This is a genomic window from Hirschia sp., from assembly GCF_058892565.1.
This window is the reverse complement of the sequence record NZ_JBZXVU010000027.1, coordinates 1-26636: the sequence shown is the minus strand read 5'-3', so window position 1 is coordinate 26636 and position 26636 is coordinate 1. Positions and strand designations below refer to the sequence as shown.

General features: G+C 46.2%; 27 protein-coding genes and 1 pseudogene. 13 read left to right on the top strand and 15 right to left on the bottom strand.

What is annotated here, in order from left to right:
• From AC5EF3_RS11000 to rpsF, 4 genes are all read right to left on the bottom strand, one after another.
• A partial coding sequence (locus AC5EF3_RS11000; RefSeq protein ID WP_493548080.1) for a DnaB-like helicase N-terminal domain-containing protein occupies positions 1-364 on the bottom strand: 364 nt, incomplete at its 3' end.
• A gap of 154 nt (positions 365-518) precedes the next feature.
• Positions 519-1112 carry a 50S ribosomal protein L9 gene (gene rplI / locus AC5EF3_RS10995; RefSeq protein WP_015827777.1) on the bottom strand — a complete coding sequence of 198 codons (594 nt, stop codon included), beginning with the start codon at positions 1110-1112 and terminating at the stop codon, positions 519-521.
• Positions 1113-1124: 12 nt separating this feature from the next.
• Positions 1125-1385: a 30S ribosomal protein S18 gene (rpsR, locus tag AC5EF3_RS10990; RefSeq protein ID WP_015827776.1), complete on the bottom strand. Its 261-nt coding sequence runs from the start codon at positions 1383-1385 to the stop codon at positions 1125-1127.
• Between the two features lie 2 nt (positions 1386-1387).
• Positions 1388-1792, bottom strand: coding sequence for a 30S ribosomal protein S6 (gene rpsF, locus AC5EF3_RS10985; protein ID WP_015827775.1), 405 nt, complete (start codon positions 1790-1792; stop codon positions 1388-1390).
• A gap of 249 nt (positions 1793-2041) precedes the next feature.
• On the opposite strand from rpsF, the gene fabD reads away from it, so the two are divergent.
• From fabD to gmk, 7 genes are all read left to right on the top strand, one after another.
• A complete protein-coding gene (gene fabD / locus AC5EF3_RS10980; RefSeq protein WP_015827774.1) occupies positions 2042-3001 on the top strand; it encodes an ACP S-malonyltransferase in 960 nt (319 codons plus the stop codon).
• Positions 3002-3012: 11 nt separating this feature from the next.
• On the top strand, positions 3013-3753 hold the full coding sequence (gene fabG, locus AC5EF3_RS10975) for a 3-oxoacyl-[acyl-carrier-protein] reductase (RefSeq protein ID WP_015827773.1): 741 nt from the start codon (positions 3013-3015) through the stop codon (positions 3751-3753).
• A gap of 115 nt (positions 3754-3868) precedes the next feature.
• Positions 3869-4102: an acyl carrier protein gene (locus AC5EF3_RS10970; protein WP_015827772.1), complete on the top strand. Its 234-nt coding sequence runs from the start codon at positions 3869-3871 to the stop codon at positions 4100-4102.
• 14 nt (positions 4103-4116) lie between these two features.
• On the top strand, positions 4117-5400 hold the full coding sequence (gene fabF, locus AC5EF3_RS10965; RefSeq protein WP_015827771.1) for a beta-ketoacyl-ACP synthase II: 1284 nt from the start codon (positions 4117-4119) through the stop codon (positions 5398-5400).
• A gap of 3 nt (positions 5401-5403) precedes the next feature.
• Positions 5404-6480, top strand: a complete 1077-nt coding sequence (mltG, locus tag AC5EF3_RS10960) for an endolytic transglycosylase MltG (protein WP_493548079.1) — start codon at positions 5404-5406, stop codon at positions 6478-6480.
• Between the two features lie 30 nt (positions 6481-6510).
• Positions 6511-7398, top strand: a complete 888-nt coding sequence (locus AC5EF3_RS10955) for a YicC/YloC family endoribonuclease (RefSeq protein WP_493548078.1) — start codon at positions 6511-6513, stop codon at positions 7396-7398.
• Positions 7388-8059, top strand: coding sequence for a guanylate kinase (gmk, locus tag AC5EF3_RS10950; protein ID WP_015827768.1), 672 nt, complete (start codon positions 7388-7390; stop codon positions 8057-8059). Before AC5EF3_RS10955 ends, gmk begins: the two co-directional genes overlap by 11 nt.
• Positions 8060-8079: 20 nt before the next feature.
• On the opposite strand, the gene rsmA is transcribed toward gmk, so the two are convergent.
• The 6 genes from rsmA to AC5EF3_RS10920 form a co-directional block, all read right to left on the bottom strand.
• Positions 8080-8904, bottom strand: a complete 825-nt coding sequence (rsmA, locus tag AC5EF3_RS10945; protein WP_493548077.1) for a 16S rRNA (adenine(1518)-N(6)/adenine(1519)-N(6))-dimethyltransferase RsmA — start codon at positions 8902-8904, stop codon at positions 8080-8082.
• Between the two features lie 9 nt (positions 8905-8913).
• Positions 8914-9933, bottom strand: coding sequence for a 4-hydroxythreonine-4-phosphate dehydrogenase PdxA (gene pdxA, locus AC5EF3_RS10940; RefSeq protein WP_493548076.1), 1020 nt, complete (start codon positions 9931-9933; stop codon positions 8914-8916).
• A gap of 24 nt (positions 9934-9957) precedes the next feature.
• Positions 9958-11238 carry a peptidylprolyl isomerase gene (locus AC5EF3_RS10935; RefSeq protein WP_493548075.1) on the bottom strand — a complete coding sequence of 427 codons (1281 nt, stop codon included), beginning with the start codon at positions 11236-11238 and terminating at the stop codon, positions 9958-9960.
• A gap of 172 nt (positions 11239-11410) precedes the next feature.
• Complete coding sequence (locus AC5EF3_RS10930; RefSeq protein WP_233356661.1) at positions 11411-13555, bottom strand: LPS-assembly protein LptD; 2145 nt, start codon at positions 13553-13555, stop codon at positions 11411-11413.
• A gap of 159 nt (positions 13556-13714) precedes the next feature.
• Positions 13715-14821, bottom strand: coding sequence for an LPS export ABC transporter permease LptG (lptG, locus tag AC5EF3_RS10925; RefSeq protein ID WP_015827763.1), 1107 nt, complete (start codon positions 14819-14821; stop codon positions 13715-13717).
• Entirely contained in the window at positions 14822-15979 is a 1158-nt protein-coding gene (locus tag AC5EF3_RS10920) for an LptF/LptG family permease (protein WP_015827762.1), read from the bottom strand.
• Between the two features lie 235 nt (positions 15980-16214).
• On the opposite strand from AC5EF3_RS10920, the gene AC5EF3_RS10915 reads away from it, so the two are divergent.
• Positions 16215-17687, top strand: a complete 1473-nt coding sequence (locus tag AC5EF3_RS10915) for a leucyl aminopeptidase (RefSeq protein WP_015827761.1) — start codon at positions 16215-16217, stop codon at positions 17685-17687.
• 6 nt (positions 17688-17693) lie between these two features.
• Positions 17694-18203, top strand: a complete 510-nt coding sequence (locus AC5EF3_RS10910; RefSeq protein ID WP_493548074.1) for a DNA polymerase III subunit chi — start codon at positions 17694-17696, stop codon at positions 18201-18203.
• Positions 18204-18206: 3 nt separating this feature from the next.
• Here the strand turns inward: AC5EF3_RS10910 and AC5EF3_RS10905 are convergent, their stop codons facing one another.
• A complete protein-coding gene (locus tag AC5EF3_RS10905; RefSeq protein ID WP_493548081.1) occupies positions 18207-18827 on the bottom strand; it encodes a YdeI/OmpD-associated family protein in 621 nt (206 codons plus the stop codon).
• A 127-nt stretch (positions 18828-18954) separates the two neighbouring features.
• Here AC5EF3_RS10905 and ndk point away from each other — a divergent pair, with 127 nt between their 5' ends.
• Positions 18955-19377, top strand: coding sequence for a nucleoside-diphosphate kinase (gene ndk, locus AC5EF3_RS10900; RefSeq protein ID WP_015827759.1), 423 nt, complete (start codon positions 18955-18957; stop codon positions 19375-19377).
• A gap of 79 nt (positions 19378-19456) precedes the next feature.
• On the opposite strand, the gene AC5EF3_RS10895 is transcribed toward ndk, so the two are convergent.
• Entirely contained in the window at positions 19457-21040 is a 1584-nt protein-coding gene (locus AC5EF3_RS10895; protein WP_493548073.1) for a PGAP1-like alpha/beta domain-containing protein, read from the bottom strand.
• Between the two features lie 80 nt (positions 21041-21120).
• On the opposite strand from AC5EF3_RS10895, the pseudogene AC5EF3_RS10890 reads away from it, so the two are divergent.
• A pseudogene (locus AC5EF3_RS10890) lies at positions 21121-21213 on the top strand (nucleoside-diphosphate kinase); the annotation flags it as partial.
• Between the two features lie 97 nt (positions 21214-21310).
• On the opposite strand, the gene AC5EF3_RS10885 reads toward AC5EF3_RS10890, so the two are convergent.
• Positions 21311-22105, bottom strand: a complete 795-nt coding sequence (locus AC5EF3_RS10885) for a sulfite exporter TauE/SafE family protein (protein WP_493548072.1) — start codon at positions 22103-22105, stop codon at positions 21311-21313.
• A 10-nt stretch (positions 22106-22115) separates the two neighbouring features.
• Entirely contained in the window at positions 22116-22643 is a 528-nt protein-coding gene (locus tag AC5EF3_RS10880; protein WP_493548071.1) for a rhodanese family protein, read from the bottom strand.
• Positions 22644-22822: 179 nt separating this feature from the next.
• Here AC5EF3_RS10880 and AC5EF3_RS10875 point away from each other — a divergent pair, with 179 nt between their 5' ends.
• Positions 22823-23680, top strand: coding sequence for an MBL fold metallo-hydrolase (locus AC5EF3_RS10875; protein WP_493548070.1), 858 nt, complete (start codon positions 22823-22825; stop codon positions 23678-23680).
• 212 nt (positions 23681-23892) lie between these two features.
• Here AC5EF3_RS10875 and AC5EF3_RS10870 read toward each other — a convergent pair whose 3' ends face one another.
• The gene (locus tag AC5EF3_RS10870) at positions 23893-25155 is read right to left on the bottom strand and encodes a serine hydrolase domain-containing protein (protein WP_493548069.1); all 1263 of its coding nucleotides are present in this window, start codon (positions 25153-25155) and stop codon (positions 23893-23895) included.
• A gap of 407 nt (positions 25156-25562) precedes the next feature.
• On the opposite strand from AC5EF3_RS10870, the gene AC5EF3_RS10865 reads away from it, so the two are divergent.
• Positions 25563-26552 carry a DUF2806 domain-containing protein gene (locus AC5EF3_RS10865; protein ID WP_493548068.1) on the top strand — a complete coding sequence of 330 codons (990 nt, stop codon included), beginning with the start codon at positions 25563-25565 and terminating at the stop codon, positions 26550-26552.
• The last annotated feature ends 84 nt before the right edge of the window (positions 26553-26636 follow it).

Below are 26636 nucleotides of genomic sequence, written 5' to 3'. Positions count from 1 at the left end.
CGTCTGCGACGCGACCTTTCATGATCATGGATTGTGCTGTTTCGTAGATTCGCGTGTTTGCAGGAGCGTAAAAATCACTGCCTAGCAGGATATCTCCCACACGCTGATATGCGTTGTTATCGTAGAGAATAGCCCCGAGAACCGCCATTTCTGCGGCGAGGTTGTGCGGCTCATCAGCGGTTGAGCCTGTACCTGCCGAACCATTGCTTTTGCCCGGCGCTGATGCATTGCCAGAAGCTGGGCTTGCTGGCAGTAAATCGTCGAATGGACTTAATTGTTCATAATTTCCATCAGGAGGTGGACCTTCCGGCATAGAGTCGGGAAAGTCTGCAGGTGGAAATTCGGGAATATCATCTTGTGTCATGTTAACGATATTAACCTTTTTTTTGGCAGAGATCTCTAGCAGATTTGTCAAACTTCACAGATTTTGTCGTCCTGTGGAAAAATAGAGAATAAAAGAGAACAAAAAAAGGGACCCTGTTGCCAAGGTCCCTTTAAAATTTTGTCGCTTAAAAAGCTTAAAGCTCTTCGTCCACATCACCACGTTGAGCAGCAGCTTCACGAGAGGCGCGAGCCATCTCTTGAGCTTGTGCATCTGCTTCAGCGCGTTCTGCTTCAAGTGTAGCTTCGATAACGTTTTCACCAGCAACTTGACGCTCAGCTTCTTCTTCAGAACGCGCAATGTTGACTGTAATCGTGATAACGACTTCAGCGTGAAGACGTACTTTAACTTCGTAAAGACCAATTTTCTTGAACGGTTGGTTCAAGTCTACTTGGTTACGCTCGATTGGGTGACCCAATGATTTTGCGTAATCCGAAATATCACGAGCAGACACAGAACCGTAAAGGAAACCTGTGTCACTTGATTGACGGATAATTACGTAAGCAGCGCCATCAAGGTTCTCACCTGATTTGCGAGCTTCTTCAGCTGCAGCAGCGTTACGCGCTTCAATGTGTTCACGCTCAGCTTCAAAACGTGCTTTGTTAGCAGCATTTGCCAAAAGCGCTTTGTTTTGAGGAAGCAAGAAGTTACGTGCGAAACCGTTCTTTACAGTAACCACGTCACCAATAGCACCAAGCTTTTCAATACGTTCTAGGAGAATAACATCCATGATTTAATCTCCTTATTTCACAGCATATGGCAGAAGAGCCAAGTGACGTGCACGTTTGATAGCTTGAGACAAGCGGCGCTGTTTCTTCTGGCTGACTGCGGTAATACGTGCAGGGACGATTTTACCTTTTTCAGAGATGTAACGCTGAAGAAGTTTTACATCTTTATAGTCAAGTGCAGGAGCTGCATCGCCTGAAAATGGGCAAACCTTACGACGACGACCAAATGGACGGCGTGAAGGGATGTTTGAAATATTCAGTTTTTGCTGAGCCATGATTAGAATTCCTCACGGTCACGACGTGGACGACGTTCGCCACGATCACCACCGCGATCTCCGCGGTCACCTTTGTCGCCGCGATCTTTGCGGGATAGAACCGGTGAAGGCTCTTCAGACAATTCTTCGACCTTGATAGTCAAGAAACGAATAACGTCTTCATTGATGCGCAAGCGACGCTCAATTTCGTGAATTGCTGCAGGAGGTGCATCAATGTTCAGAAGTGAGTAGTGGCCCTTGCGGGATTTGTTGATTGGGTATGCAAGGTTACGAAGACCCCAGTACTCAGTCTTTGCGACAGTACCTTCTTTTTCAGTAACAATTGCTGTAAGCTCTTCAACAAGTGTTTCAACTTGTTGTGGAGATACGTCTGGTCTCGAGATGACCACGTGTTCATAGAACGCCATAGATAATTCCCTTCTAACGACTGGCGGCGCTTAAAGGACGAAGGGCGACCTAAAAACGTCGGATCCCGGATGCCTACAAACAACGTAAGCGGGACCGCCAATCTGGCGAAGCGCGCAATATGCATTTTTTCGAGGACGAATCAAGTAATTCTTCAATATAAGCCCTTCTCACAAAAATCATGCATTTAACCTGTTGTGGATTTTGGTTTCCCCATTTACCAAAGACGAAACAAATTTGGAGTGACAACATTGGGCGGATACGCTTTTATATTTCCCGGACAAGGCGCGCAAAGCGTTGGAATGGGCCAAGAACTAGCTAATACATTTCCAGCTGCCAAAGCAGTTTTTGATGAAGTGGATTCTGCACTTGGTGAGAATTTTTCAGATCTCATCTGGAATGGTTCTGAAGAGCAGCTCACTATGACGGCTAATACTCAACCTGCTTTAATGGCAGTGTCTATTGCTGTGATGCGGACATTGGAAAATGAATTCAATGTGAAACCAGCTGATGCAAAATTTGTTGCTGGACACTCTTTAGGTGAATATTCGGCGCTTGCTGCTGTCGGTGCGATCAAACTTGCAGATGCAGCTAAGCTTTTGCGCTTGCGCGGTGAAGCGATGCAAGAAGCAGTTGCGCCGGGCGAAGGTGCAATGGCAGCCCTTCTTGGTGCAGACCAAGCGCAAGCTGAAGCCATGATTGAAATTGGCCGAAAACACGGTGCTTGCGATATCGCAAATGATAATGCGCCGGGCCAGATTGTTATTTCTGGTTCGAAAGCTGCAATTGATGCTGCGTGTGCTGCTGCGGGTGATCTTGGTATTAAAAAGGCCGTACCACTTGCTGTAAGTGCGCCTTTTCACTGTTCATTGATGCAGCCAGCTCAGGATAAGATGCAAGCTGCTTTATCTGAGACAAAAATTATAGCGCCAATGGCTCCGCTGGTGGCGAATGTAACCGCGCGTCCAACAGAAGATCCTGAAGCGATTCGTAAACAGCTTGTGGAACAAGTCACAGGGCGTGTACGTTGGCGTGAAAGTGTTGAATGGATGGCCTCTGAAGATGGCGGAGCGCTTGACCTCACGGTAGAAGCTGGTGCAGGCAAGGTTCTAACAACAATGAATAAACGTATAGCGCGTTCGCTTAAAGGTGTGGCGCTGAATGCGCCAGCTGATCTTGAAGCTTTCGCAAAATCGTTAGACGAAGCCTAAAGGACATATCCATGTTTGATTTAACCGGAAAAACTGCGCTGGTAACTGGGGCGACTGGTGGAATTGGCGGACAGATCGCTAAAACGCTCCACGCTCAAGGTGCGACAGTTGCGTTATCTGGAACGCGTAAAGAAAAACTCGACGTTTTGGTTGAAGAGCTGGGTGAACGCGCTTTTGCCGTGCCATGTAACTTATCTGATGCTGAAGAAACAACAGCACTCGTTGGTAAGGCTGAAGAGGCATTGGGTGCTGGACTCGATATTCTCGTTGCGAATGCTGGTATCACGCGCGATGGTCTATTAATGCGGATGAAAGAAGAAGACTTTGAAACAGTTTTGAATGTAAATCTTCAATCCTATTTCCGTCTGGCTAAATCTTGCATGCGCGGCATGATGAAACGTCGTTCTGGGCGAATCATTGGGATCACAAGTATTGTTGGTGTGACTGGAAATCCTGGGCAAACCAACTATGCTGCATCAAAGGCTGGGATGATCGGTTTTTCTAAATCTTTGGCCCAAGAAGTTGCGAGTCGTAATATTACTGTAAATTGTGTTGCACCCGGATTTATTGCCTCTCCAATGACGGATGAGCTTAATGAAGCGCAGAAAACACACATTTTATCGTCGATTCCTGCAGGTAAATTGGGTGAAGGGGCTGACATTGCCGCCGCAGTCGCTTATTTGGCCAGTAGTGAAGCTGGTTACATGACAGGACAAACTCTGCATGTGAACGGCGGAATGGCTATGCTCTAAGCGGTTAATTTCGTTTTAGAGTATGGTAAAAAAAAATATGGTGTGTTAACGCGCCATTCCATCAAGGCAAGACGGGGTCTCTCCGAATAGCCGCTAACAAAGAAGAGGTTTAGCCATGGCTGACGTAATCGAACGCGTTAAGAAAATCGTGGTCGAGCGCCTGGAAGTAGACGCCGACAAAGTAGTAGAAGCAGCAACATTCCAAGAAGATCTTGGCGCTGACAGTCTTGACCTAGTCGAGCTTGTAATGGCGTTTGAAGAAGAGTTCGCAATTGAAATTCCAGATGAAGTTCAAGAGCAAATCAACTCTGTTGGTGACGCTGTTAAATTCATCAAAGAGCGCGTTTAAGCTTTAGATATTTGATGCGCCGCGTAGTCATTACAGGTATCGGGCTAACGACGCCTCTAGCTCATGGGCGAGAGGCGACTTGGTCACGACTTATCGAGGGGAAATCTGGCGTTGGCCGGATTGACACTTTCGAGACTGACGATCTGGCTTGCCAGATTGCTGGTCAAGTTCCTTGGAAATCTGGTCGCGGTGGTGGATCTGAAAATGATCCAGCTTCTTTCGATCCTGATTTGGTTATGTCAGCCAAGGAAAGACGGCGCATCGACGAATTTATCCTATATGGGATGGCAGCTGCTGATGAAGCAGTTGCCGACTCAGGATGGGTTCCTCAAACCGATGATGAAAAATACCGTACAGGTGTTTTAATCGGTTCCGGTATTGGTGGTCTTTCTTCCATCGCTGACACATCCATTGTGTTGCATGAAAAAGGCCCACGTAAGATCAGCCCATTCTTTATTCCGGGTGCATTGATCAATCTGGTATCGGGTCAAGTTTCTATTAAATACAGCTTTAAAGGTCCAAACCACGCTGTTGTGACCGCATGTGCGACTGGTGCACATGCGATTGGTGACAGTGCACGCCTCATTCAATCTGGTGATGCAGATGTAATGATCGCGGGTGGAACTGAAGCGGCTGTTTGTCGAATTGGTATTGCTGGCTTTGTTGCCTGTCGTGCAATGTCTACAAGCTATAATGATGCGCCAGAAACGGCGTCCCGTCCGTATGATGAAGGCAGAGATGGCTTTGTTATGGGAGAGGGAGCGGGTATCGTTGTTCTTGAAGAATACGAACATGCCAAAGCACGTGGTGCTAAAATATATGCAGAAGTTGCAGGATATGGCCTGTCAGGCGATGCTTATCACATCACATCACCAGATACATCTGGTAATGGCGGTGAGCGTGCGATGCGTTCTGCGTTAGAAAAATCAGGTCTAACAGCCGCTGATATTGACTATGTGAATGCACATGGAACATCAACACCAGCGGGTGACGAGACTGAAGTGCGCGCTGTTGAGCGGGTACTTGGTGATCATGCTAAGAACGTGAATCTGTCTTCAACTAAATCTGCTATTGGTCACCTTTTAGGGGCTGCGGGTGCTGTTGAAACTGCATTTTGTGCTCTTGCTATTCGTGACAATGTCGTGCCTCCTACACTTAATCTTGAGAATCCGTCCTTTGAGGCTGAAGTCAATCTGACTCCTAAAGTGGCCGTGAAACGGGAAGTTAAGAGTGCTATTTCCAACTCATTTGGATTTGGTGGTACGAACGCAGCATTGGTCCTTAAGCAAGTAGATTAGCATATGAACGAAACGAGTTTTGACACGCCGCCAAAGAAAAAGGGCGGAGCCTTGAAAATTCTCGTTTCGCTATTGCTAGCTTTGATAATACTCGCCGCAGCTATGGCTGGAGGCGGGTATTTTTATGCCAAGCAACAATTAATCGCTGAGGGGCCTGTCACTCAAACGGGTGATGATCGAATAGTTGCAATTCCCAGCGGGGCAAGTGTCGCACGAATGAGTGATGTGTTGCTTGAGGCAGGTGCCATTAAAGACAAACGGTATTTTCGTCTAGCTGCCAAACTTCTAAAAGCTGAAACAAGCATGAAAGCTGGAGAATTTGCTATTCCCTCCGGCGCGAGCTTAAAAGAAATTGTTGAAATACTGGAAGAAGGTAAATCTCTTTTATATCCGGTTACGATTCCTGAGGGCCTGACAAGTGCTATGATTTTGCAGCGTTTGGCCAATGAAGAAATACTGACGGGAGAAGTACCTGCCGATATTGCCGAAGGGGTCATGCTTCCAGATACATATATGGTTGTACGCGGCGAAAGCCGAGCCAATGTCATTAAGCGCATGATTGCAGCACAAAATATTTTAATTGAACAATTGTGGGCTGAGCGCCAAGGCGGGATTCCAATTGAAACGAAACGTGATGCAATCATTTTAGCTTCCATCGTCGAGAAGGAAACCGGGCTTGCCGAAGAGCGCCCTGAAGTCGCTGCTGTTTTCACCAATCGCTTAAAACGTTCCATGCGTTTAGAAACAGATCCGACGATTATATATGGTGTCTGTATGCTACATCCTGATCGCTGTAGTAATGGACGTTTGATTGATAAAAATGGCAATCAGCGCGGTATCCGCCGTAGCGAATTGAATATGGAAACGGGTTATAACACTTATCGTATTCCAGCTTTGCCGCCCGGTCCGATATGCAATCCGGGTAAAGAAGCAATCGCCGCTGTGTTAAACCCTCCGCAATCTAAATATATATTCTTTGTGGCGGATGGTTCTGGTGGGCATGCCTTTGCTGTGACGCACGCTCAGCATTTGCAAAATGTTGCAAATTGGCGGCGTATTGAACGAGAAAAAAAGCAATAGCTTGATAAAATATTGGTGGAGATAAACGGTATGACTCTAATGGGTATGACCGGTTTTGGACGTGCTGACGGCAGTGCGGATTGGGGCCATTGGGTTTGGGAAATCCGTAGTGTAAATGGTAAAGGTCTAGATATCCGCCTGAATACGCCATCGGGGCTGGATGCACTAGATTTTGAAACCAAAAAGCGCGTTAAAGCGCGTTTCACTCGCGGTAATTTGCAGATTCAGTTGCAGGTAGAGCATGAGCGTGTTGAAAGTGGTCCGCGAGTGGATACGGCCCTGCTGGCGCGTCTATCGCGCCAAAGCCGAATTCAAGCCCAGTTAAATGAGACACTTCCTGACAATTTATCACAGCTCTTAAATATTAAAGGTGTCATCGCCCTTGGGTCTAGTCGTTCATCCAATACATTCGATGATGAGATGCAGGCGCAATTGCTAGACAGTCTTGATGAGGCGCTTAGCTCTTTTGAAGAGGCGCGCGCTTCTGAAGGCGCTGCATTATTAGAAATTTTGACTGGTATTCTTGATGAGTTAGAACTCAATTCAAAAAAAGCTGCACAAATTGCACAAGAACAACCCGCACTTGTGAGAGAGCGTTTCATTGCGCGATTGCAAGCACTGCAGGGTGAAGAAAATGAAATTACTGAAGAGCGCATTGCGCAGGAAGCTGCTGTTTTTGCTGCCAAAGCTGATGTGAAAGAAGAACTCGACCGCCTTGATGCACACATTGTAGCTGGACGTGAATTGCTTTCCGGCAATGGCGCGCGTGGTCGTAAACTAGACTTTTTGTGCCAAGAGCTTAACCGCGAAGTAAACACTTTATGTTCTAAATCCGCGTCACTAGACCTGACAAATGTAGGTTTAGCCCTTAAGACTGGAATCGATCAATTTAAAGAGCAGATCCAAAATGTCGAATAAGCCAATTCAACCTCAACGTCCTGAACGTCGCGGTGTCATGTTCGTCGTTTCTAGTCCATCTGGGGCTGGTAAAACGACACTGACTCGCCGCATGTTAAGCGAAATGGCAGGCGTTGAATTGTCTGTATCAGCGACAACACGCAAACGCCGCCCAGATGAAACAGAAGGCAAACACTATTACTTCAAAACACGCGAAGAATTTGAAGAGCTAATCAAAAATGATGAGCTGCTAGAATGGGCAGAAGTGTTTGGAAACTATTACGGAACACCGCGCGGTGAGGTTGAACGCCTTCAGCGTAAGGGAACCGACGTTCTGTTTGACGTGGATTGGCAAGGTGCGCGCGTTCTTAAACAGGTCATGCCGGGGGATGTTGTTTCTGTGTTCATCCTGCCGCCTAGTATTGCGGAATTGAAATCTCGCCTCGAAGGACGCCCTGGTGCAACTCCTGCAAATGTGAAGGAGCGTTTATCAGGTGCCGGACCAGATATTAAACGCTGGGGAGAGTATGATTTCGTCCTCATCAATGATGATGTTGAAACAGCCTATGACGAATTATGCGCTATCCTCATCACTGAACGTCTAGATCGCCGCAAACCAAGCCAAGGTGCCCGTGTAGATAAGCTATTATTTGATGCCGAACATTTGGAATTATTGTTTTAAAATATTTCCGAACACCGAATTTACTTAACGCGAAAAGCTTCAGTTAGGGCTCTAAATTCAAATTGTTCCAATGTTTCAGCACGGCGGGTTGGGTCTATGTCGCAGCTTTCTAGCCATTCGCTAGCATCCATATTCTTGGTTTTGGCAAGAGATTTAAGGCTAGCGCGCAGCATTTTACGGCGTTGGCCAAAGGCAGCACCAGTCACTTGCTCTAGCGTGCTTAAATGCGTGTATTTCTTATCTTCGGGCAGGGGCATTAGCACCGCGACAGAAGAATCCACTTTCGGCGGCGGCTTAAATGCGCCCGGCGGCAGGGTGAAAGCGATATGTGTGTTGGCAACAGCTTGGGATAAAACAGCGAGGCGCCCATAATGTTTCTCACCCGGTTGCGCACAAACACGGGCGGCCACTTCATGCTGAAACATCAACCCCATTTCGCCGCGCCATGAACCAGATTTGATCCAATTGATAAGCATTGGCGTACCAACATTATAAGGAAGGTTCGCAATAATCTTTACAGGCTTATCCTCCCCCTCGATGAGTTTGGGATAATCCAGCGATAGACCGTCCCCTTCTATGACGCTGAGGCGGCCTTCCTTATACTCTTTCCAGCTACGCAGGTTTTCTGCAAAACGCGCATCCATCTCCACAGCAATAACTTTTTTTGCGCCATTGCGCAGCAGTGCAGCTGTCAGGCCGCCCGGTCCGGGGCCAACCTCAATCACAGTGCGTCCTTCAACTGGCCCAGCAGAAAGGGCAGTCCGGTTTAGAATATCCGGATCGAATAAAAAGTGTTGGCCAAGAGATTTATTGGCACGCGCATTTAGGATGTGTGGATCTGACATATCTTGTCTTTAGGCGTTTGCGCGCGCCTTTGCCATATCTGATGCAAGATTTATTGCGGCTATCAGGCTATCAGGTCGTGCAGATCCATCAGCTGCGACGCCATATCCTGTTCCGTGATCAGGCGATGTACGGATAAAGGGTAGGCCGAGTGTCACATTCACGCCGCCCCACATATCCAAAGATTTAAGCGGCGCTAATCCTTGATCATGATACATGGCAATCACAGCATCAAATTGTCCTTCAAGCATGGCATGAAAAACAGTGTCCCCCGGCTGCGCATCCGATATTTGTAATCCGCGTTGCCTCAATGCGGCAGCAGCCGGATTGATTTGCTCAATTTCTTCCATACCAAGACTACCTTCTTCGCCGGCATGTGGGTTGAGACCCGCAAGGGCGATAGTAGGAGACGAGAAGCCAAAATCACGAACAAGCCCCGCATGAACGATACTAGAGACTTCCTCAATCAGGGATTGGGTGAGTAAATCTGGAACTTTGCGCAGTGGCTCATGTATTGTTGCAAGCGCGACGCGAAGGCCGCCGCCGACCAGCATCATAATAGGAAGAGGCGCTTTAGACATGTGCGTATGTTGACGTGCGAGTTCAGCCAGAAACTCTGTGTGCCCGGGAAATTTAAAGCCTTTCTTGTATAAAAGAGCTTTGTTGATCGGGTTGGTCACAACGCCAGCAGCTTTGTTTTCAAAGCTCAATTCAACGGCTTTTTCTATAGAAGCTATAATAGCTTCCGCAGATTCAGCATTGGGTTGGCCTGTCTTGGTGTCAGGACATTCAATTTCAAGAACAGGCAAAGATGTGTGAAAAGCTTTTTCTGCATCAGCCGGTGTCTCAATGATTTGAATATTGCCGTCTACTCCAGATAATTCTTGAGAATTTTTTAGAATCTCATATGAAGCAATAACAAAAAAAGGCCGTTGCGTGGTCGATCTTTGGTGCCACGCGCGCCATGTAAGAATGGGGCCCACACCTGCTGGGTCGCCCATAGTCACAGCAAGAGGCAGGTTGTCGCTCACTTTTTATCCTTGGTCGTGATAATGTTATCGGCGAATAATGGTCGCGTCGCGTCGTAGATCTCTTAGGTAACGACTAGCCATCATATCAACCATTTCACCGTGCAGTTTGTCTTCAATGTCGGCACGTGTAGGCATGTTGCCGCGTGACATCTCATGAGAGCAAACATAAACAATCGCTGCTTTGTTATCTGCAACCATTATTGGCGCACTATGGGAATTGTCGGATTGGGCATTGAAAAGGTCTTGATATTGCTGACTTAACTCTGTGAGTTGGGTCACGCCAAAATCAACAAACGCCACGCCTTCTTGGGAAGCGCTTTCATTGTCTAAAGCTGCGCAGTTTTCAATTTGTGCGGCTGCGTTTTCCACTTTTGAAACTGCATCGGCTCCTGTCGCGTAAATTTGTTTGAGTTTGAAGCCAACTAGAGCTTCTTCAACAGGGGCTTGCTTATTCATCAAAGATACTAGGTAAACGCCATTATCTGTCACGATAGGGTCAGTTAAACCCGGTTTCGATAAGGCGCGAACTTGATCAGCATATTCTTTTTTTAGCTGGCTTTCACCTAACCAACCAATTTCACCACCAGCGCTTGCTGTTGGGGCAGCTGAAAATTGACGCGCGACTGCTTCGAAAGGAGCGGCTTGGTTCTCTATTTGGCGTTTTAATTCTTCAGCTCCTTGATACACAACAGAAATTTCTTCTTGTGTAATGCCCGGAAGGAAAATTTCAGCAATACGGTATTGAGGTTCTTCCATGCTTTTGTTCAAGCGTTCCAAATTGTCATCAATTTGTAGACTGGAAATACGAACGCGAGACCCAAATCTTCCCCCAACGAGGCGGCGCCATGCAATATCCGCTCTGATCTGATCTCTTAGAGTGCGCGGGCTTAAACCAACTTGAGCAAGACCTTGCAAAAAGTCCTCTGGAGTCGCGTTTGAACGTGCAGCTATATTCGCAATTGAATCGTCTATTTCTGCTTCTTCAACAACTAATTCGTATGTTTCAGCTTCTTGAAGCTGTAGCTTTTCGTCAATTAGCCCTTCAATAGCACGTGTTTGAGCTTGTCGGATTGTCTCGGCATTGGGTTGAACACCAAGGCTGACCAGAATAAATTGAGCGCGTTGCCGAACATCAGAATAGGAAATTGGTTGATCATTGACGATCGCAACAGTGCCTTCAACAGCTTCAATTTGAGGGACGTTACTGGCGTCTGCAGACTGTGCGTGCACAGGAATTGGAGCATAAGCGAGAAAACTTGCAATAACGGGTGCAATGTATTTCAGCTTGGATTTAGTAAGTCTCATATATTTATCCACTTAGTGCTCATCTTGTATTTTCACAGATCGCCGAACATAGCGTTTCTGAACAAAGTCGCAATTAGAAAGCGCTGTTCTTATGCATTCTAACTAAAAAAAAGGAAACTCTATGGCAATATTCTGTGATTTCTCACTACGGGTACAATAAGAGTTTTTGAGTTTAGTCAAATTGGTTTGATCCCGCATTGCCAAGGGATTGTAGTGCAAAGCTGAAATTGATGGATTCAGATGGCCCAATTGTTCGATCAAGTGTCTGTGTTCTTTCATAAGTTAGCTGAAACAAAGAGCAATCATCTTTAAAATATACACCGTAAGACTGACGTATGTTCAATTCGTCCGCTATGTTTCTGTCTATACCTGCGATCAATCCCCAATTATCGTTTATTTTCAGTGTTCCAAGCGATGCAAAACCTTCTTCACCACCGACTGCTAGGGTTTCATCTAGGCGGAAATACTGGAAGGTGTTTTTGATACGCCAATAATCAACAGTGGCGCGTGCATCGATACGTTTAAGGTCAAAGTTTTCTTTATCAATTCTAAGGCGGGTACTCAAATTAAACGCAGTTCCCAAATTCAGAGCAGCCGATGCCACATAATCGGATTCTTTTTCGGACAGATTGGTCAACTCGTTAAAACTTGAATCTTCCTCATCGCTCCAGCGTTGGCCAAACACACCGTTAATTGAGTTGTTTTTACCCCAACGCGCGGCTGCGTTGAAACCAAGGGAATATCTGCCGCCGCCTTCCCATAGGTCGTAATTGGAAGCACCATTGGGCTTAAACAGAGTGGATTCATCAGCTTCGAAACTTAAACTGTCCTCATTGGGAATTTCATCCCCATTAGCACCGCTCGTTCCCCATGCTGCCATAGCAGTAGGTTCAATAATAATATCGAACAAGCCAGCTCTGCGAGTTAGAGGAAAACTAATTTGTGCCCCAGCTAATCCTAGTCCACGGCTATAGGTGCTTTCTTCATACACATCATAAGTATCTGATATATCGTAGAAATCACCACGAATTTCAGCAAATGGTTCAAGAACTAACCCGGGTCCAAACACACTCCTTGTGCGCCAGTTTGTATCCGCTGTGACGCGTGTTGAAGATACACCAAGGTCACGTTTGACAACCGCCGTTGATGCGGCAACTGAAATATTACCTAGATCAATGTTTTTCCATTCACCTAAACCAAAATTTTTCTCGGCGAAAATAGTTGGCATAACAATTGGAGTTGTTGCTGGATCAACACCTGTAAGCTTTTGGAAGCGAAGAATCCCCGCTTCAGTATACATTGTTTCAGTTTGGCCTTGTGTGTAGAGCTGAGTCAGAAGGCTTCTAGATTGACTGGCATAAATACCACGGGTTTGATATTGGCCGTCAATGTCATACCTAAGATCGTATAAGTCATCTGACTGGGCTTCTGTACCAAACCCCCATTTCCAGTCTTTGTTTATCTCAAACAAGCCCTGAGCAAAAAGGTGACTGTGCCATGTGTCTTCACCATATTTTTCGCCGTCACTGTCAAAATACTTATCATTTGTAAAAGCACCTTCTGCCGACACATAACCTGACCAGAACCGTTTTTTGTATTTTAATCCCAATAGAGGATTTACGTTTTGGTAGAATGTCGGCGAAACAGTAAGTTCTGAGGATGGTGAAATTGCCCAGTAATACGGTTGTTCATAGGCTAGTCCTGTTTTCTGGCTTAAGCCAAAATCAGGTGCCAAAAGACCTGAACGTTTTTCTGTACTCGGATCAGGGTGAGCAAAATACGGGATATACATAACCGGCACACCTTTGATATTCAAAAAGGCGTGCTGATAACTAATCATTTGAGTTTGTTTATTTTGAACGGCGCGTTTGGCTTTGATCGACCATGTTGGCTCACTGCCAGGCTCTGCACATACAGGGCAGGCAGTATAAGCCATTTGCTCAAGAGTGTTGCCTGTTTCTTGATTGTGGATCGCTGCTGCAGCCGTAGCCACTGCGCCGCCTTCCAGACGTGAAGAGAAGTTCAACGCATAACCGTCTTTTAGGTTTTCATTGACCTGAATTTCATCGGCAAATCGGGATTGTCCATCATCATCAATGATTTCAACATTGCCTTGCGCCCGAACGAGCCTCTCTTTGCGGTCGTATATTACGCGATCAGCCCTCAGTGACCGGCCTTCAAAACGTGCGAGTACGTTACCTTCATAGATAACTTGTTCATTGTCGCGATCCTCAATGAGGCGTTCCGCGTTGATGTAAACACGTTGCTCTTGAGAAATTGTTGGAGTTCCGGTTTGGGCAAGAGCAGCATTTGACATAGAAAAAGCTGCGCCAAATGCGGCCGCGTATCGGAAAAAATTTGAAACCACTATATTTCCTCGCCCGCAACATTTGCAGATACTAAACTCTTCAATACCTTCTGATTAGGCAAAGGGCATAACAACGTCCAGCTAAAAATGAAGCATTTTTCTGTAAGTTTACCCATCTTCTGCGAATGCTATAATACTCAGGACGCTAAACAGTGCAATCAGCGCCGGTGCCCAAGCTGCTGCCTGCGGCGGTGTTGCACCCGAACTGGCAAGCCCTTTCGAGACTTGATTGACAAAGAAAAGTAGAAAACCAGCGCCGATTCCAGCTGCGAGCAATTGGGTCACGCCGCCGGATCGTCTGAGCCTTAAACACACCACAGCACCAATAAGTGCCATGGCACCCAAGAGGACTGGCATCGCTAAAAGCGTATGTAGTTTCAAGATATATTTATCTGCATCCAGTCCCGCTCTGCGCGCATCTTGAATCAATTGCGGTAATTTCCAGAAGGAGATAGATTTTTCATCCGTACCACGATCTAATATCGTGCTTGGATCTAATGTGGTTGTAAGTGCCAAATAGTCCTGTTTTATCGGTTCATTGTCGCTGGAATATTCGGTAACACCTTCAAGCTGCCAAAATCCGGGTCTCAAAGTTGCTTTCTTAGCGTCTATTCGGCGTTGAAATTCAAACTCGTCGCCATCTTTTTCAAGAATGAATATCTCGACATTTTGAAGACTACTATTGTCGTTGGGCAGAACCTCACCATGAATAACTGACTGCGTGGTATCTGTGCCTTGTCTCAGCCAGACTTTCTTTTGCCTTTTGGCGGAGTCTTTGACAGCGCCGGTGTCATCAAGCAATAGCGTTTTCTCAGTTTCATATTTGGCATTTGAGAAGGTGGCTAGCGGATCAATAATGGTCATTGCTATGCAGCCAAGGAACGCTGCTAGAAAGAAAGTGGGAGCCAGAAAACGCCATGCAGACACGCCGGACGCACGAATAGCCGATAGCTCTGATGACCGGTTGAGTTTGGAATATGCGAGCATACTCCCCACCAAAATTGCAAATGGCATCGTTTCCAGAATCAATTGAGGGGCTTTCAAGGCCGTTAGCTGGAATGCACCTAATAGAGAAAGCTCAGTTCTCGCGCCGACAGTTCTAAGTTGCTCAACCATATCCACGAGCAAAATTGCGCCTAGAATGATGCCCAGTGTCATCAACAACCCTGCAACACATTCCCAGAATATATAAGTTTGTATGCGACTAACTATCATTTATGCGGCCGCTCCCGAATTGTCGCAATCTGTCTGTTTTATAACTTCTTTTTTCATCGCATGTGCGGCGAGTTTAAGGCTACGGCCCCAGAAAAACATGAAGGCGAGAATGGTGAAACTCAATATTGGAATTAGGTATTGGATAAAGTTCAGCTTGGGATTGTCTTCGCCAACAGAAACAGACGCCAATGCAAGCAATTGGGCAAACAAACCAATTCCCGTGGCGACAGAAATACGCGTTTGATAGCCGCGACGGCTGAAATCACCGCCAAGCACAGCAACCACAGCCAGCATAGCCATAAACATATTCATGAGCGGCAAGGCTAAGCGAGAATGCCCTTCAGCGTAAAATTTCTCGGCATTATCTCTGTCATAGAAATTGTTGAAATCAGGGTAGAGCAATTCATGCAAAAATCTATCGGATGCTTTTAGAACATAGCTTGTGTCTGAATCCACAAAAGCAGCTAGCTCATATATATATTGATCAAATGTTCCATCCCATAATTGCCCGTTTCCATCGATTTTCTGGACTCGGGCATTACGCATCAATATGGCCGGTACACCTTCTACTTCGGTGACGGCCCCCGTTCTGGCAATATAAGTGGTATTGGCATCTGGATCACGCGCATCACTAATCAAGAGCGTACGCAGCTCGCCGCCGCCAAGGCTTTTCCCAATATAAACAGTTAGATTGTGCGCAGGTGAGTTAAATTCCCCTGGTTTAACAAGTGTTGCCGCCAAATCAGTTCGAGCAGATGTCAGCGTTTCCCGCATCTCCCTGTAGGATGCAGGTTGAACCCAGAGATTGATACAAAGATGAAGAAGGGCCGCGATAGCAGCAATACGAAGAACAGGGGATGCGATTTGCAAACGCGACATACCCGCAGCTTGCGCAACAACAATTTCACTATCTCTGTGGGCGCGGTTTAGTGTTGCAATCGCTGCAACAAAAAGTGCAATCGGGAGAAGTAGACCGATGACTTGCGGCGCTGCCAACATGGAAACATAGAGGAAGGTAAAGGCGGATTGCCTGTTCTCCACAATCAGATCTATCTGGGTTAAACCTTGCGTAAGGAGCGCAATAAGCACGAGTCCCCCGACAATAGAGACCATTGTGCGCAGGACGTTTCCGAAAAGATATTGCTGAAAGCGATCCATTCACTTCCTCTGATACGTGTGTTGACTCTTAGCCTCACTGGAATATCTCACCAACTCGGCCAATCTTTTTATTCACTCTAATTGATTCCTAGACGTTTCTCATGTCTATGATTTCATCAATCAGATTAACTCTATAAGTTGTGCCTAACGCCTTGCATACAAGCTGTCGACGCTTATTTCAGATGAAATGTCGAAACAGGCAGGCTTGATAAATCGAATTAAGGAATGAGCAATAATGAAAATTACTTTTAAAAGCGAAGCGAATGCTGAAGCAATCGCGTATTTGGGTTTTGAAGGCTCAGCTATTCCTGCTTCAGCTAAAGCAGCAGATGAAGCAAGCCAAAACGCGCTTTCAAAAGCAGCAGAAGCCGCACGGTTTGAAGGCAAAGCAGGGCAAATTGTAGAAGTCCTTGCACCTGCTGGTTCAAACGCTTCACGCATTCTTATTGTCGGCCTTGGCAAAGAAGATAAAGCAGATGACCGCACATATGAAAATGCCGGTGCAAGCCTTGTTAAAAAACTTCTCGTCTCAGGTGCAAAATCTCTTGATATTGTTGGCGTTGAAGCTGGCCAAGCATCTGCGCGTCTCGCATTGGGTGCTCGTTTAGCCTCTTACCGATTCGATAATTACCGCACAACTTTGAAGGATGATGCCAAACCAACACTCAGCGAAGTGGGCGTTGTTGGCGCATCTACAAAAGATGCTGAAGCTGCTTGGGTACGTCTATCCGCGACCGCTGAAGGCACTGAGCTAGCGCGTGATCTCGTGAATGAGCCACCTAACACGCTTCACCCTGAAAGTTATGCTGAGCGTATCAAAGAGCTTGAAGCTTTAGGTCTTGAAGTCGAAGTGCTTGATGAACCAGCCATGGCAAAATTAGGCATGGGTTCATTGCTCGGTGTCGGGCAGGGATCAGTCAAAGGATCTCGCCTTGTTGTCATGAAATGGAATGGCGGCAAAGATAAAGACGCAGCTCCGCTCGCGCTTGTTGGTAAAGGTGTGACATTCGACACAGGTGGTATCTCGCTTAAACCTGGCCTTAATATGCAAGATATGAAAGGCGATATGGGTGGCTCTGCAGCTGTTGTTGGTGCGATGAAATCAATCGCGACACGCAAAGCCAAAGCCAACGTCGTTGGTTTGGTTGGCCTAGTTGAAAATATGCCAGATGGAAATGCGATCCGCCCCGGCGATATTCTCACATCTGCCGCTGGTAAAACTATTGAAATCCAAAACACTGATGCCGAAGGCCGCTTGGTGTTAGTAGATGTGCTTTGGTATGCTCAAGAAAAACACAAACCACGCGCTATCATTGATTTGGCCACGCTAACCGGCGCGATCCTTGTAGCCCTTGGTGACGAGCACGCCGGTGTCTTCTCTAACAATGATGAGTTTGCTGCTCAGATTGATGCAGCTGGTAAAGCCGAAGGCGAAACAGTTTGGCGTATGCCGCTTTCATCAACTTATGACAAACAGATCGATTCTGATTTTGCTGACATGAGAAACATGGGTGGTCCATTGGCAGGCTCTGCAACAGCTGCGCAATTCCTTGGTCGCTTCATCGAAAATGATACACCTTGGGCACACCTTGATATTGCAGGTGTGGCTTGGCGCTCTGGCAAAAACCGTCCAATGGAAGCGGGTTGGGCGTCTGGCTTTGGCCCGCGTTTGCTTGACCGTATCGTCGCTGACAATTTCGAGGATTAATTCCGATTGTCAGAGGCTTCTAGCAAATCAACGGGTGCCCCTAAATCTAAAGGGGAATGGTGGTTTTATCATTTAGAGCGCACCTCCTTAGAGGAGGCGCTCGGCCCTTTGCTGGAAAAATGTTTACAAAAAGATTGGCGCGTTCTCATCGTTGGCGATGGGGACCGTCTACCAAAACTAGATCTGGGTTTGTGGACATGGAAAGCTGATAGCTTCCTGCCACATGCCCGTATTGGTGGCCGCGACGAGATTGACCCTTTGGCTCAGCCTATTTTGTTATCCAATACACCAGAGCCTGCCAATAAAGCCGATATTATTGTATTACTAGACGGTAAGCGATTGCCCAATGAACCAGATGATGCAACCCAATATGTAAGGTGCATGGTTGTTTTCGATGGTGATGATTTTAACGCCAGAGACACAGCACGCAGCCAATTTAAAGGCGCAAAAGATGCTGGCCAGACCGTCAGTTATTTTCAACAAAATGATCGCGGCGGTTGGGATAAAAAAGGGTAGTTTCTACCGCTCTGTTGCGCCTTTGCCTGCGATAATTTTAGGACGGAACTTCTCAATTCTGTTAAACCGAGTCTGTGCAGCTTTAGCTGAATTTAAATTCAGGGCATAGCTTTTCTGGCGTCCGGGGGGCAGGCTATGAAAAGCTTCTGCTAATTCAGGATCAGCATCCAATACCTCAATCAATTCGTCAGGCAATACAAGTTCGGTCACTATTTTTTCTGGTAATATACCATTTTTCGCATAGTCCATCGCTACTGCTAAATATTGGCGGATAATCGGTTCCAGTTTTTTGACCTGCATACTATCTGTAAATCGGATCATGTTCGGGTATTGCGTGTTTTCACCTTGTTTCTCTAAAATCCCGTCGGGATCTTTTAACAGGGCTGCATTCATAAAATTTAACCGAAAATCACCACGAAACGCCCCAAATATAGCGATATTCCTGCCGCTATGCATATAGCAGGGATGCGCCCACTTTACAGTTTCGACCAGACCCATATCCAGACAGATCGATCGTAGATTATTTAAGCCCACTTGCCAAAATTGGATAGAGCAATCCGGCGTATCAAATCGTTTGCATCGGCCACAACCTTTGATGAAAAAGTCTTCAATGTTCACAATCATCATAACTGCCCTAAACTTGAATATATAAGCATATTAAACTAGGCCTTGCCCCAGCAAGCAAGGCGGTCTATACGGCGCAAAACGAATCCGTTTCGTTAATAAGTAGAACCCAATAGGAAGTTTGAAAATGGCTATTCAGCGCACATTCTCTATCATCAAACCAGATGCAACAAACCGCAACCTAACTGGTAAAATCAATGCCGTTTTTGAAGATGCTGGTCTTCGTGTTGTCGCTCAAAAACGCGTTCGCATGACAGCTGCTCAAGCTGAAGGTTTCTACGCTGAGCACTCTGAGCGTCCATTCTTTGGTGAACTTGTTGAGTTCATGACATCTGCTCCTGTTGTTCTTCAAGTTCTTCAAGGTGAAGACGCAGTGCTTAAGCACCGTGAAGTTATGGGTGCAACAAACCCAGCAGAAGCTGCTGAAGGGACTGTTCGCAAACTCTTCGCACAATCAATCGGTGAAAACTCAGTACACGGTTCAGACTCTGCTGAATCAGCTGCACGTGAAATTTCCTACTTCTTCCGTCCAGAAGAAATCGTAGGCTAAAACGTGTAAACAAGTTTTAGAACTAAAAATCTGAAAAGCCCGTCTAGTTAGCGCTAGGCGGGCTTTTTTTTATCGGAATTTAGTTTGGGCGTGAAGCGATGTATTTTAACCAAGCTGTTTCACTGGGAGTTCTTGCTTTTATCTTGCCGTCGGTAACATCAACAAATTGCTTGAGTATCGGGATATTCAGATGATGAATGTCTTTGTTGGCTAAGGCATTCATATAAGGGCCATAAGTATTCAGACTGTAGCGTTCCAGAGGCGTGTATTCTTCGTCTGAGCCAACATCATAGCCATCCATCATCAAGTATTTCCAGTGCGATTCTGGCAGATAACCTTTGACCTGATTTATGGCGTTGATGATGTGTTCAATGGCTTGTGGATCTTCAAGCACCCCCGTGTGGGTGTTGTTGATTGCTAATTGAGTGTCAGCTTGGGCCATAGCCCGAGGCTCTAATTGATTAACGAGTGGAACAACGCCATCGTTTCCTTTGCCGTTTTCAAAATCAGTCTTGTCCTTATATGTGTAGATCAGATTGTAATCGATGCCTTTTGGTAAAGGCTTGGCGTGGAGTTTTTCGATAAATCGGCTATCGGGGTTTAAGTTTCGCCAAGATGGTAAAGTGATTAGACCATGTTTTTCACCCTTTGCAGCGGCAGGGTGGCCGCCCAAGGGACTTGATATGGTGATGAACAATTCTACTTTATTTTCACTATCTCTGCCTTTGATCCGGTTAAGCGCTGAACGCGATACCAGCCCGCCCATACTGTGAGCCACTATTATGGTAGGACGTAGACTAGAATTGACTGTTTTACCGGATAAAAAGATATCGTAAAAAAGTTTAGACAATTGGTTCAGGTCAGCACCGGATGGATAATAGAAAAACCAAGGCTTATACCTATCTCGATCTAGCTGTTCGACGATTGTTGCAAAATCACGCGGGCTGCCGCCTATGCCATGCACAAAGATCACCGGTATCTTATAGGTTTCCTCTTCAAGCGCATGAAACATTGTAGGCGATGTTTCTAGCAGTGCGCCAGGCTCATACATTCCTAAAGTCGCATTGGAGCGATCAAATAGGGGATCATCGAGTGATCGAATTGTACCTTTGGGAAAGAATAACGACTCTTCATTACTGGTGGCAGCGGGTACGTCGATCGAGATTTCCCAATCAACGGAATATTCCCCCGTTAGCTTTATATCTGCCTCGCTAACAACATTTTCTGACTGTTGATTTGGTGAGAGTGTCAGGTTTAGCTGGCCTATAATTTCAGATTGGTCCATTTGGCCATTCTGATCGCTGTCAGTGAAAGCAAAAATGTCGAAATTGCCATCTGGTAGATTTAGCCCATAATGGGTGGATATATTGGTGCTGAAGGTCTTGTCGACCAGCTCGTTTTCTTCAAATTTACTTGAGAATGCTGCAATCGCAATTGTCTTTCCTGCATGTTGGTTTTCCTCATCAAGAATGCGACCATAGACAAAATGGGTTTGATTACTCAGCAAGAATTTTAGATTGCGCTGAGAAGGGGCCTCTTTTTGAATGCGCTCATATGTAGCCTGTTTGGAAACATTGCTTAAATAGGTGCAGCCCGTTGCTGTTGCTATGAAAAAACTGCCAAACAAAAGCTTGAATACAAGCTGGCCCAATCTAGAATTCATACCATTCTCCAAGCCTTATATGCAGAAATTCAACTAGCATATTTGAAATTACTGGGAAAGCGGCAGTCCGATGGGTTTAAATCGGTGAAAACTCAGTACACGGTTCAGACTCTGCTGAATCAGCTGCACGTGAAATTTCCTACTTCTTCCGTCCAGAAGAAATCGTAGGCTAAAACGTGTAAACAAGTTTTAGAACTAAATAAAAAAGGGCCGGATCGTCATTGCGACGTGTCCGGCCTTTTTATATTCTTGTGATCGGGTGTCTTAAGATTATCCTGCCATGACAGCATTGACCGATTGCACGCCGACAATCACTGCGACTATCATGATCATGCTGGCAAAACAAGCGCGGGCCAATTGCGTATGATTGGCGATTAGTTTCGCTAGATAAATCCCAATAATCCCGCCAATAACGCCGCCAACAAGTAATAATGCTGTCAGGCGGAAGTCCACCATATCTGAAATTGCATAATTTGCTGAAGTGGCCGCACCAAATATTGCAACAGATACTAGAGAAGAAGCTGTGGCATTAGTCATTGTCATGCCAGCAGCCAGCATCAATCCGGGCACGATGAGAAACCCGCCACCAATACCGAAAAAACCTGCTGCAACACCCACAATCATCCCAATGGGAGCCAACCTCATTGTCAGCGCTGGTGTGAGATGAACTTCAGGGTCACCTATCGATTTAGGCTTTTTGAACATGGATAGGGCTATCAATGCCATCGCGCCTGAAAAACCTATCATCAGCACATCGCCTTGGGTGATTTTCGCAAGGCTTGAGCCAATAATGGACCCTAACAATCCAGACACAGCAAAAGTGATAGCGCATGGCCATTTAACGCGTCCTCCACGCCAATGTCCAATCAGGCTAAAAAGCGCAATCGCAGCCACACCAGCAGCAGATGTCCCAATCGCAATGTGAGGATCTTCAATCCCCACTAGATATATCAAAAGCGGGGCCGCCAATACTGAGCCACCCCCTCCAAATGTTCCAAGGAAGATGCCAACAATAATGCCGCTCAAAAGCGTCAATATGATTATGGAGGGGATAAACTCTATCATGTGACGTTTTTTATTGAGCTGTTTTATTCCAAGGCATGATCGCAAGCAGTTTGCCCATGCCGCACCAGCCACTAATGCCAGCAAACATCAAACCTGCGCCAATAATGCCGGACAAGATATGCCATTCGGGTTGAAGGAAATGTCCCAATAAAAACCCCGCAAGAATAAGACTGCCGGCTGTGATTTGAACCTGACGGTTTATTTCAAGTGGTGCTTTGCTGTTTTTAATAGTGGGCAGACCATTTGCACGCCAAGCATCCAATCCGCCTTCCAGCATCATGGCCTCTCCATCGATTAGGGTTGAGAGCCGTTCACAATGAGAATCTGTGCGCATTCCTGATTTACAATGAAAGATAGCATGTTGGCCTGCATTTAAAGTGATTTGCGCAGAGTCAAAAGTTGATGCGGGCAAAGATCGCGCCCCTTCAATATGTTCACGCGCATATTCATCTGCTTCGCGGATATCAATCAAAACCGCTTCACCAGCATTGATTTTTGCCGCAGTATCTTTGGGCGGTATTTTTGTAAGCGTGCTCATTTTTCTATTTCCGGACAATAAATGCTGACAAGGGCTTTAATCACCTTGAAAACAGCAGGTGGGACAGCTGGCTTAGGCTGTGAGTTTATGCGTGCGTCAATCTTGTTCATGAAGTCTCATATATTAGTTATTGCTAAATTTAGCAAGTATTAATATATAGATTGGCAAGGAGATGTATTATGATTGATATTAAAGCTTATTTTGACACCGCCACGAACACGGTCACATATCTTGTCACGGACAAAGCCACAAATCATGCTGTGCTGATTGATCCTGTGATGGATTTTGATCTGCCCAGCGCATCTTTAAAATCCAATTCAATCGATCAAATCCTTGCAGACATTAAAGAACAGGCCATTGCCTTAGAATGGGTGCTAGACACGCATGCACATGCCGATCATATGTCTGCCGCCGATTATGTGCGCACGCATACAGGCGCTAAAATCGGAATTGGTGCCAATATAGTCAAAGTGCAGTCTGTCTTCAAAACGATTTTCAATGCCAAGGATGTAGAAGAAAATGGCAATGTATTTGATGCTTTGTTTGAAAATGGCGCTTCAATTCTCTTTGGAAACAGCCAAATAAAAGTGCTGCACACACCCGGTCATACGCCGGCATGTGTATCCTATATTATCGAGGATGCTGTTTTCGTTGGCGATACATTGTTTATGCCAGATTATGGCACAGCACGCGCAGATTTTCCGGGCGGAGATGCGCGCACCCTGTATCAATCCATACAGAAAATTCTATCCCTGCCTGATGATACGCGTATCTTTGTTGGACATGATTATCTGCCAGAAGGGCGTGATACACCCCAATGGGAAACAAGTGTCGCACAGCAAAAGTCCAGCAATATCCACCTTCAAGGCGGAAATGAAAATGCTTTTGTGACCATGCGAGAAGCAAGAGATAAAACGCTACAAGTACCCAAACTCATTCTGCCGTCTTTGCAAGTCAATATTCGCGCTGGCTCGGTGCCACCAGCAGAAGATGATGGTCAGTCCTATCTAAAAATGCCCATAAACCGGATCGCATAAAGCCATCACTTTGCGCTAAACCGTGAGCCTTTGAATAAAGCCCGCTGACACACCCCAAACCGCTCATCCCTGCGTATGCAGGGATCTGCGTCAACACTGGAAGCCTCACCCTAGATTCCCGCCTTCGCGGGAAAGAGCGGGGCGAGTTATGGAAACTTTACCCCACCCAAAAACTGAGAACAAAACCATCAGGCAATAGGAGAACTAGCCCTCTATTCCGGTTTAGTAAGCGATGCAGGCAATATTGTTTCCATAAAGGCATTGCTGGCGTTCCAATACTCGCCGACTGGATCCCAACCTTGGAACACGACAACGACATCATACTTTGGGAATACCATGATCCGCTGTCCCCCAAGTCCAAATCCCCCAAACCCGAGCGCGCGGCCCTTTCCGTCCTCAGGCACCCACCATTGATAGCCATAGCCAAAGGGGGAGGAATTATCTCCGGTTGAGCTAGACGCAACGTTAGAGGCCACGGAACGGCGCACCCAATCTTCCGAAATGACGCGATTGCCATTCCATAGCCCGTCACGCAGGAACAGGTAGCCAATCCGTGCCATGTCATGGGCGGAAAGGTAAAGCCCGCCTTCCGTATCGGCCTCGCCATCCGGCGATATTTTCCAGTGAAACGCTTCGATACCAATTGGACCGAAGAGTTTTTCTTTCGCCCACGCGTCGACGCGCTGGCCCGTCGCAACGCGGAGGATTTTGCCCAAGAGTACGCTCGCGCCGTCATTGTATTGGAAAACTGTGCCCGGCTGCTCATACATTGCCTGATCGAGAATGAACTGTATCCACGTCTGGGAATTTTCGAGTGCGTAAGTGCTATCGGTTTCAGACCCAAAACCACCTTCATCGTCCCATGCAATGCCGGTTCGCATAGTCAGGAGATCATCAATCGTTAAGCGCTCTTTGCGGGGATCAGATTTGTCGAATGTGTATTCGTCAAAGAAGGGCAATACCGGTGCGTCGGTGCCTTCAATATACCCTTCGTCAATCGCAATACCAAAAGCCGCAGAAGTGATACTCTTGGTAACGGACTGAATGGAATGCAAATCCGTTCCCTGATAATAAGGATGCAAATTAGCATCGTCGTAATTGTAGATAGGGTTGCTAAAGTTTGGCATTAATCGGTCATCTTGATCAAGAGTCGCGGCCAGTGCGGCGTAGTCCCGCTCGATCTTCTTTTCGGCGACGATGCGACCATGCCGAATGAGCAAAAAATGATCAACGCGGCCATATTTTTCCGCGACTAGATCTTCAATGAAAAGATTGACGGGATCTGGATCGAAGCCTTCTGCCTCAAGTGTCGAATATTCCCATTCTGCTTGCGGCCAAGAAATATCTGGTGCGTGTTGAGAAGCGCTGACAGGGGCGACGTCCTTGGTTTGCAAAGAGTCGCAACCCGCAGTCAAAACTCCGACAACCAACAAAGACATTATTTTAGAGGCGCTTTTCGAAAGATAGGTTGTCATCTGCATTCCCTTTTTACCGCAGTGACGAAAGCGTCGCGCGGAACTGCATTCATCTATAGGCCCATTGTCACGAAACTCAAAGTTGAGCTTTGAGCCGCTCGCCTCTGATCAATATTCGCGCGGGTTCCCCGTGCCACCAGCAGAAGATGATGGTCAGTCCTATCTGAAAATGCCCATAAATCGGATCTCATAAAGCCATCACTTTGCGCTAGACCGTGAGCCTTTGAATAAAGCCCGCTGACACAGCCCAAACCGCTCATCCCTGCGTATGCAGGGATCTCCATCAACACTGGAAACCTCACCCTAGATTCCCGCCTGCGCGGGAAAGAGCGGGGAGGGAAAAGGAAGTAGGCTTTCATATACTTAGATTTCATTGTACTTTGAGTTGCGTATTCTAGAGGAATTATATGTCGAAAGATCATCTTGATAATGAAATCAGTATTTCAGCACAATTAAAAGAAAACGGTGTGGCTGCTAAAGTCAGAAGCAGGACTGTGGCTGCAATTGACCGATTGTTTGGCGGTATAATAGATATTCCAACCCCTTCAATTGAAGGGTTTAATATGAGACGTAGGCTTAGGAATGATCAAAGAAATAAGCTTATAGAAGCTGCAGGTGAGCACGCTGTGAAAATGATTTCGGATGACCCTGAAGCAGCAGCCTTTGCAAAAAAAATTGCGCGATCAAACATGGAAAAAGAGTTTCGAGCGTTTGAGAACAAAGCTGAGATCGCGCAACGGGCACTAGAGTATATAGCAGAAGATAAGGCACAAGAAGCGGATGATGTTGGAGATGAAATTTCTGAAGACTGGATGAACTCTTTTGAATCTCATGCCGAAAAAGCTTCTAGTGATGATTTGAGAGATTTATGGGCGAGAGTTCTTGCTAAAGAGATAAGGGCTCCAAATGGTATTTCATTGACTACTTTAAGGGTTGTTTCTGAATTGGATCGGGAAACAGCCGAACTTTTTGAAAAAGTAGTTCGGTACTGTTTGAATTCTGATTGTATTGTTCGCGCCACCAGTGACAATTATGGGGTTGATTTTGAGTTGCTGCATTTAGAACATTTAGGTTTAGTCGTGAATCCAGATGCTGGGCATGCTCTCCGAAATGTCATTAAAGGCAAGAATTTTAGATTGGTTTTAGGAGAATATTGTTTGGTAGCAGATCGTGAGAGTGAAACAGAGATTACTTTAAGAATACCTGTTGCTTTGCTTACTAGGGTAGGAAAAGAGCTATTTTCTATTCTTCCTAAAAATAATGATAAGGATGTATTAGAACGATATGCCTTACATTTACCTGCTGAGTATAAAAAAGTTTCACTGCATCGTCTTGCCAATGCTGATGTAACTGGCAAGACTCGTATTGACGTGAACGCTATCAAAATTCTGAGATGATGAGATACTAATTATTTCTCAGAATGTCACATTTGTAACGGCACAAAACTCAATCTTATCCTACCCCAGACAAACCTTTTCATA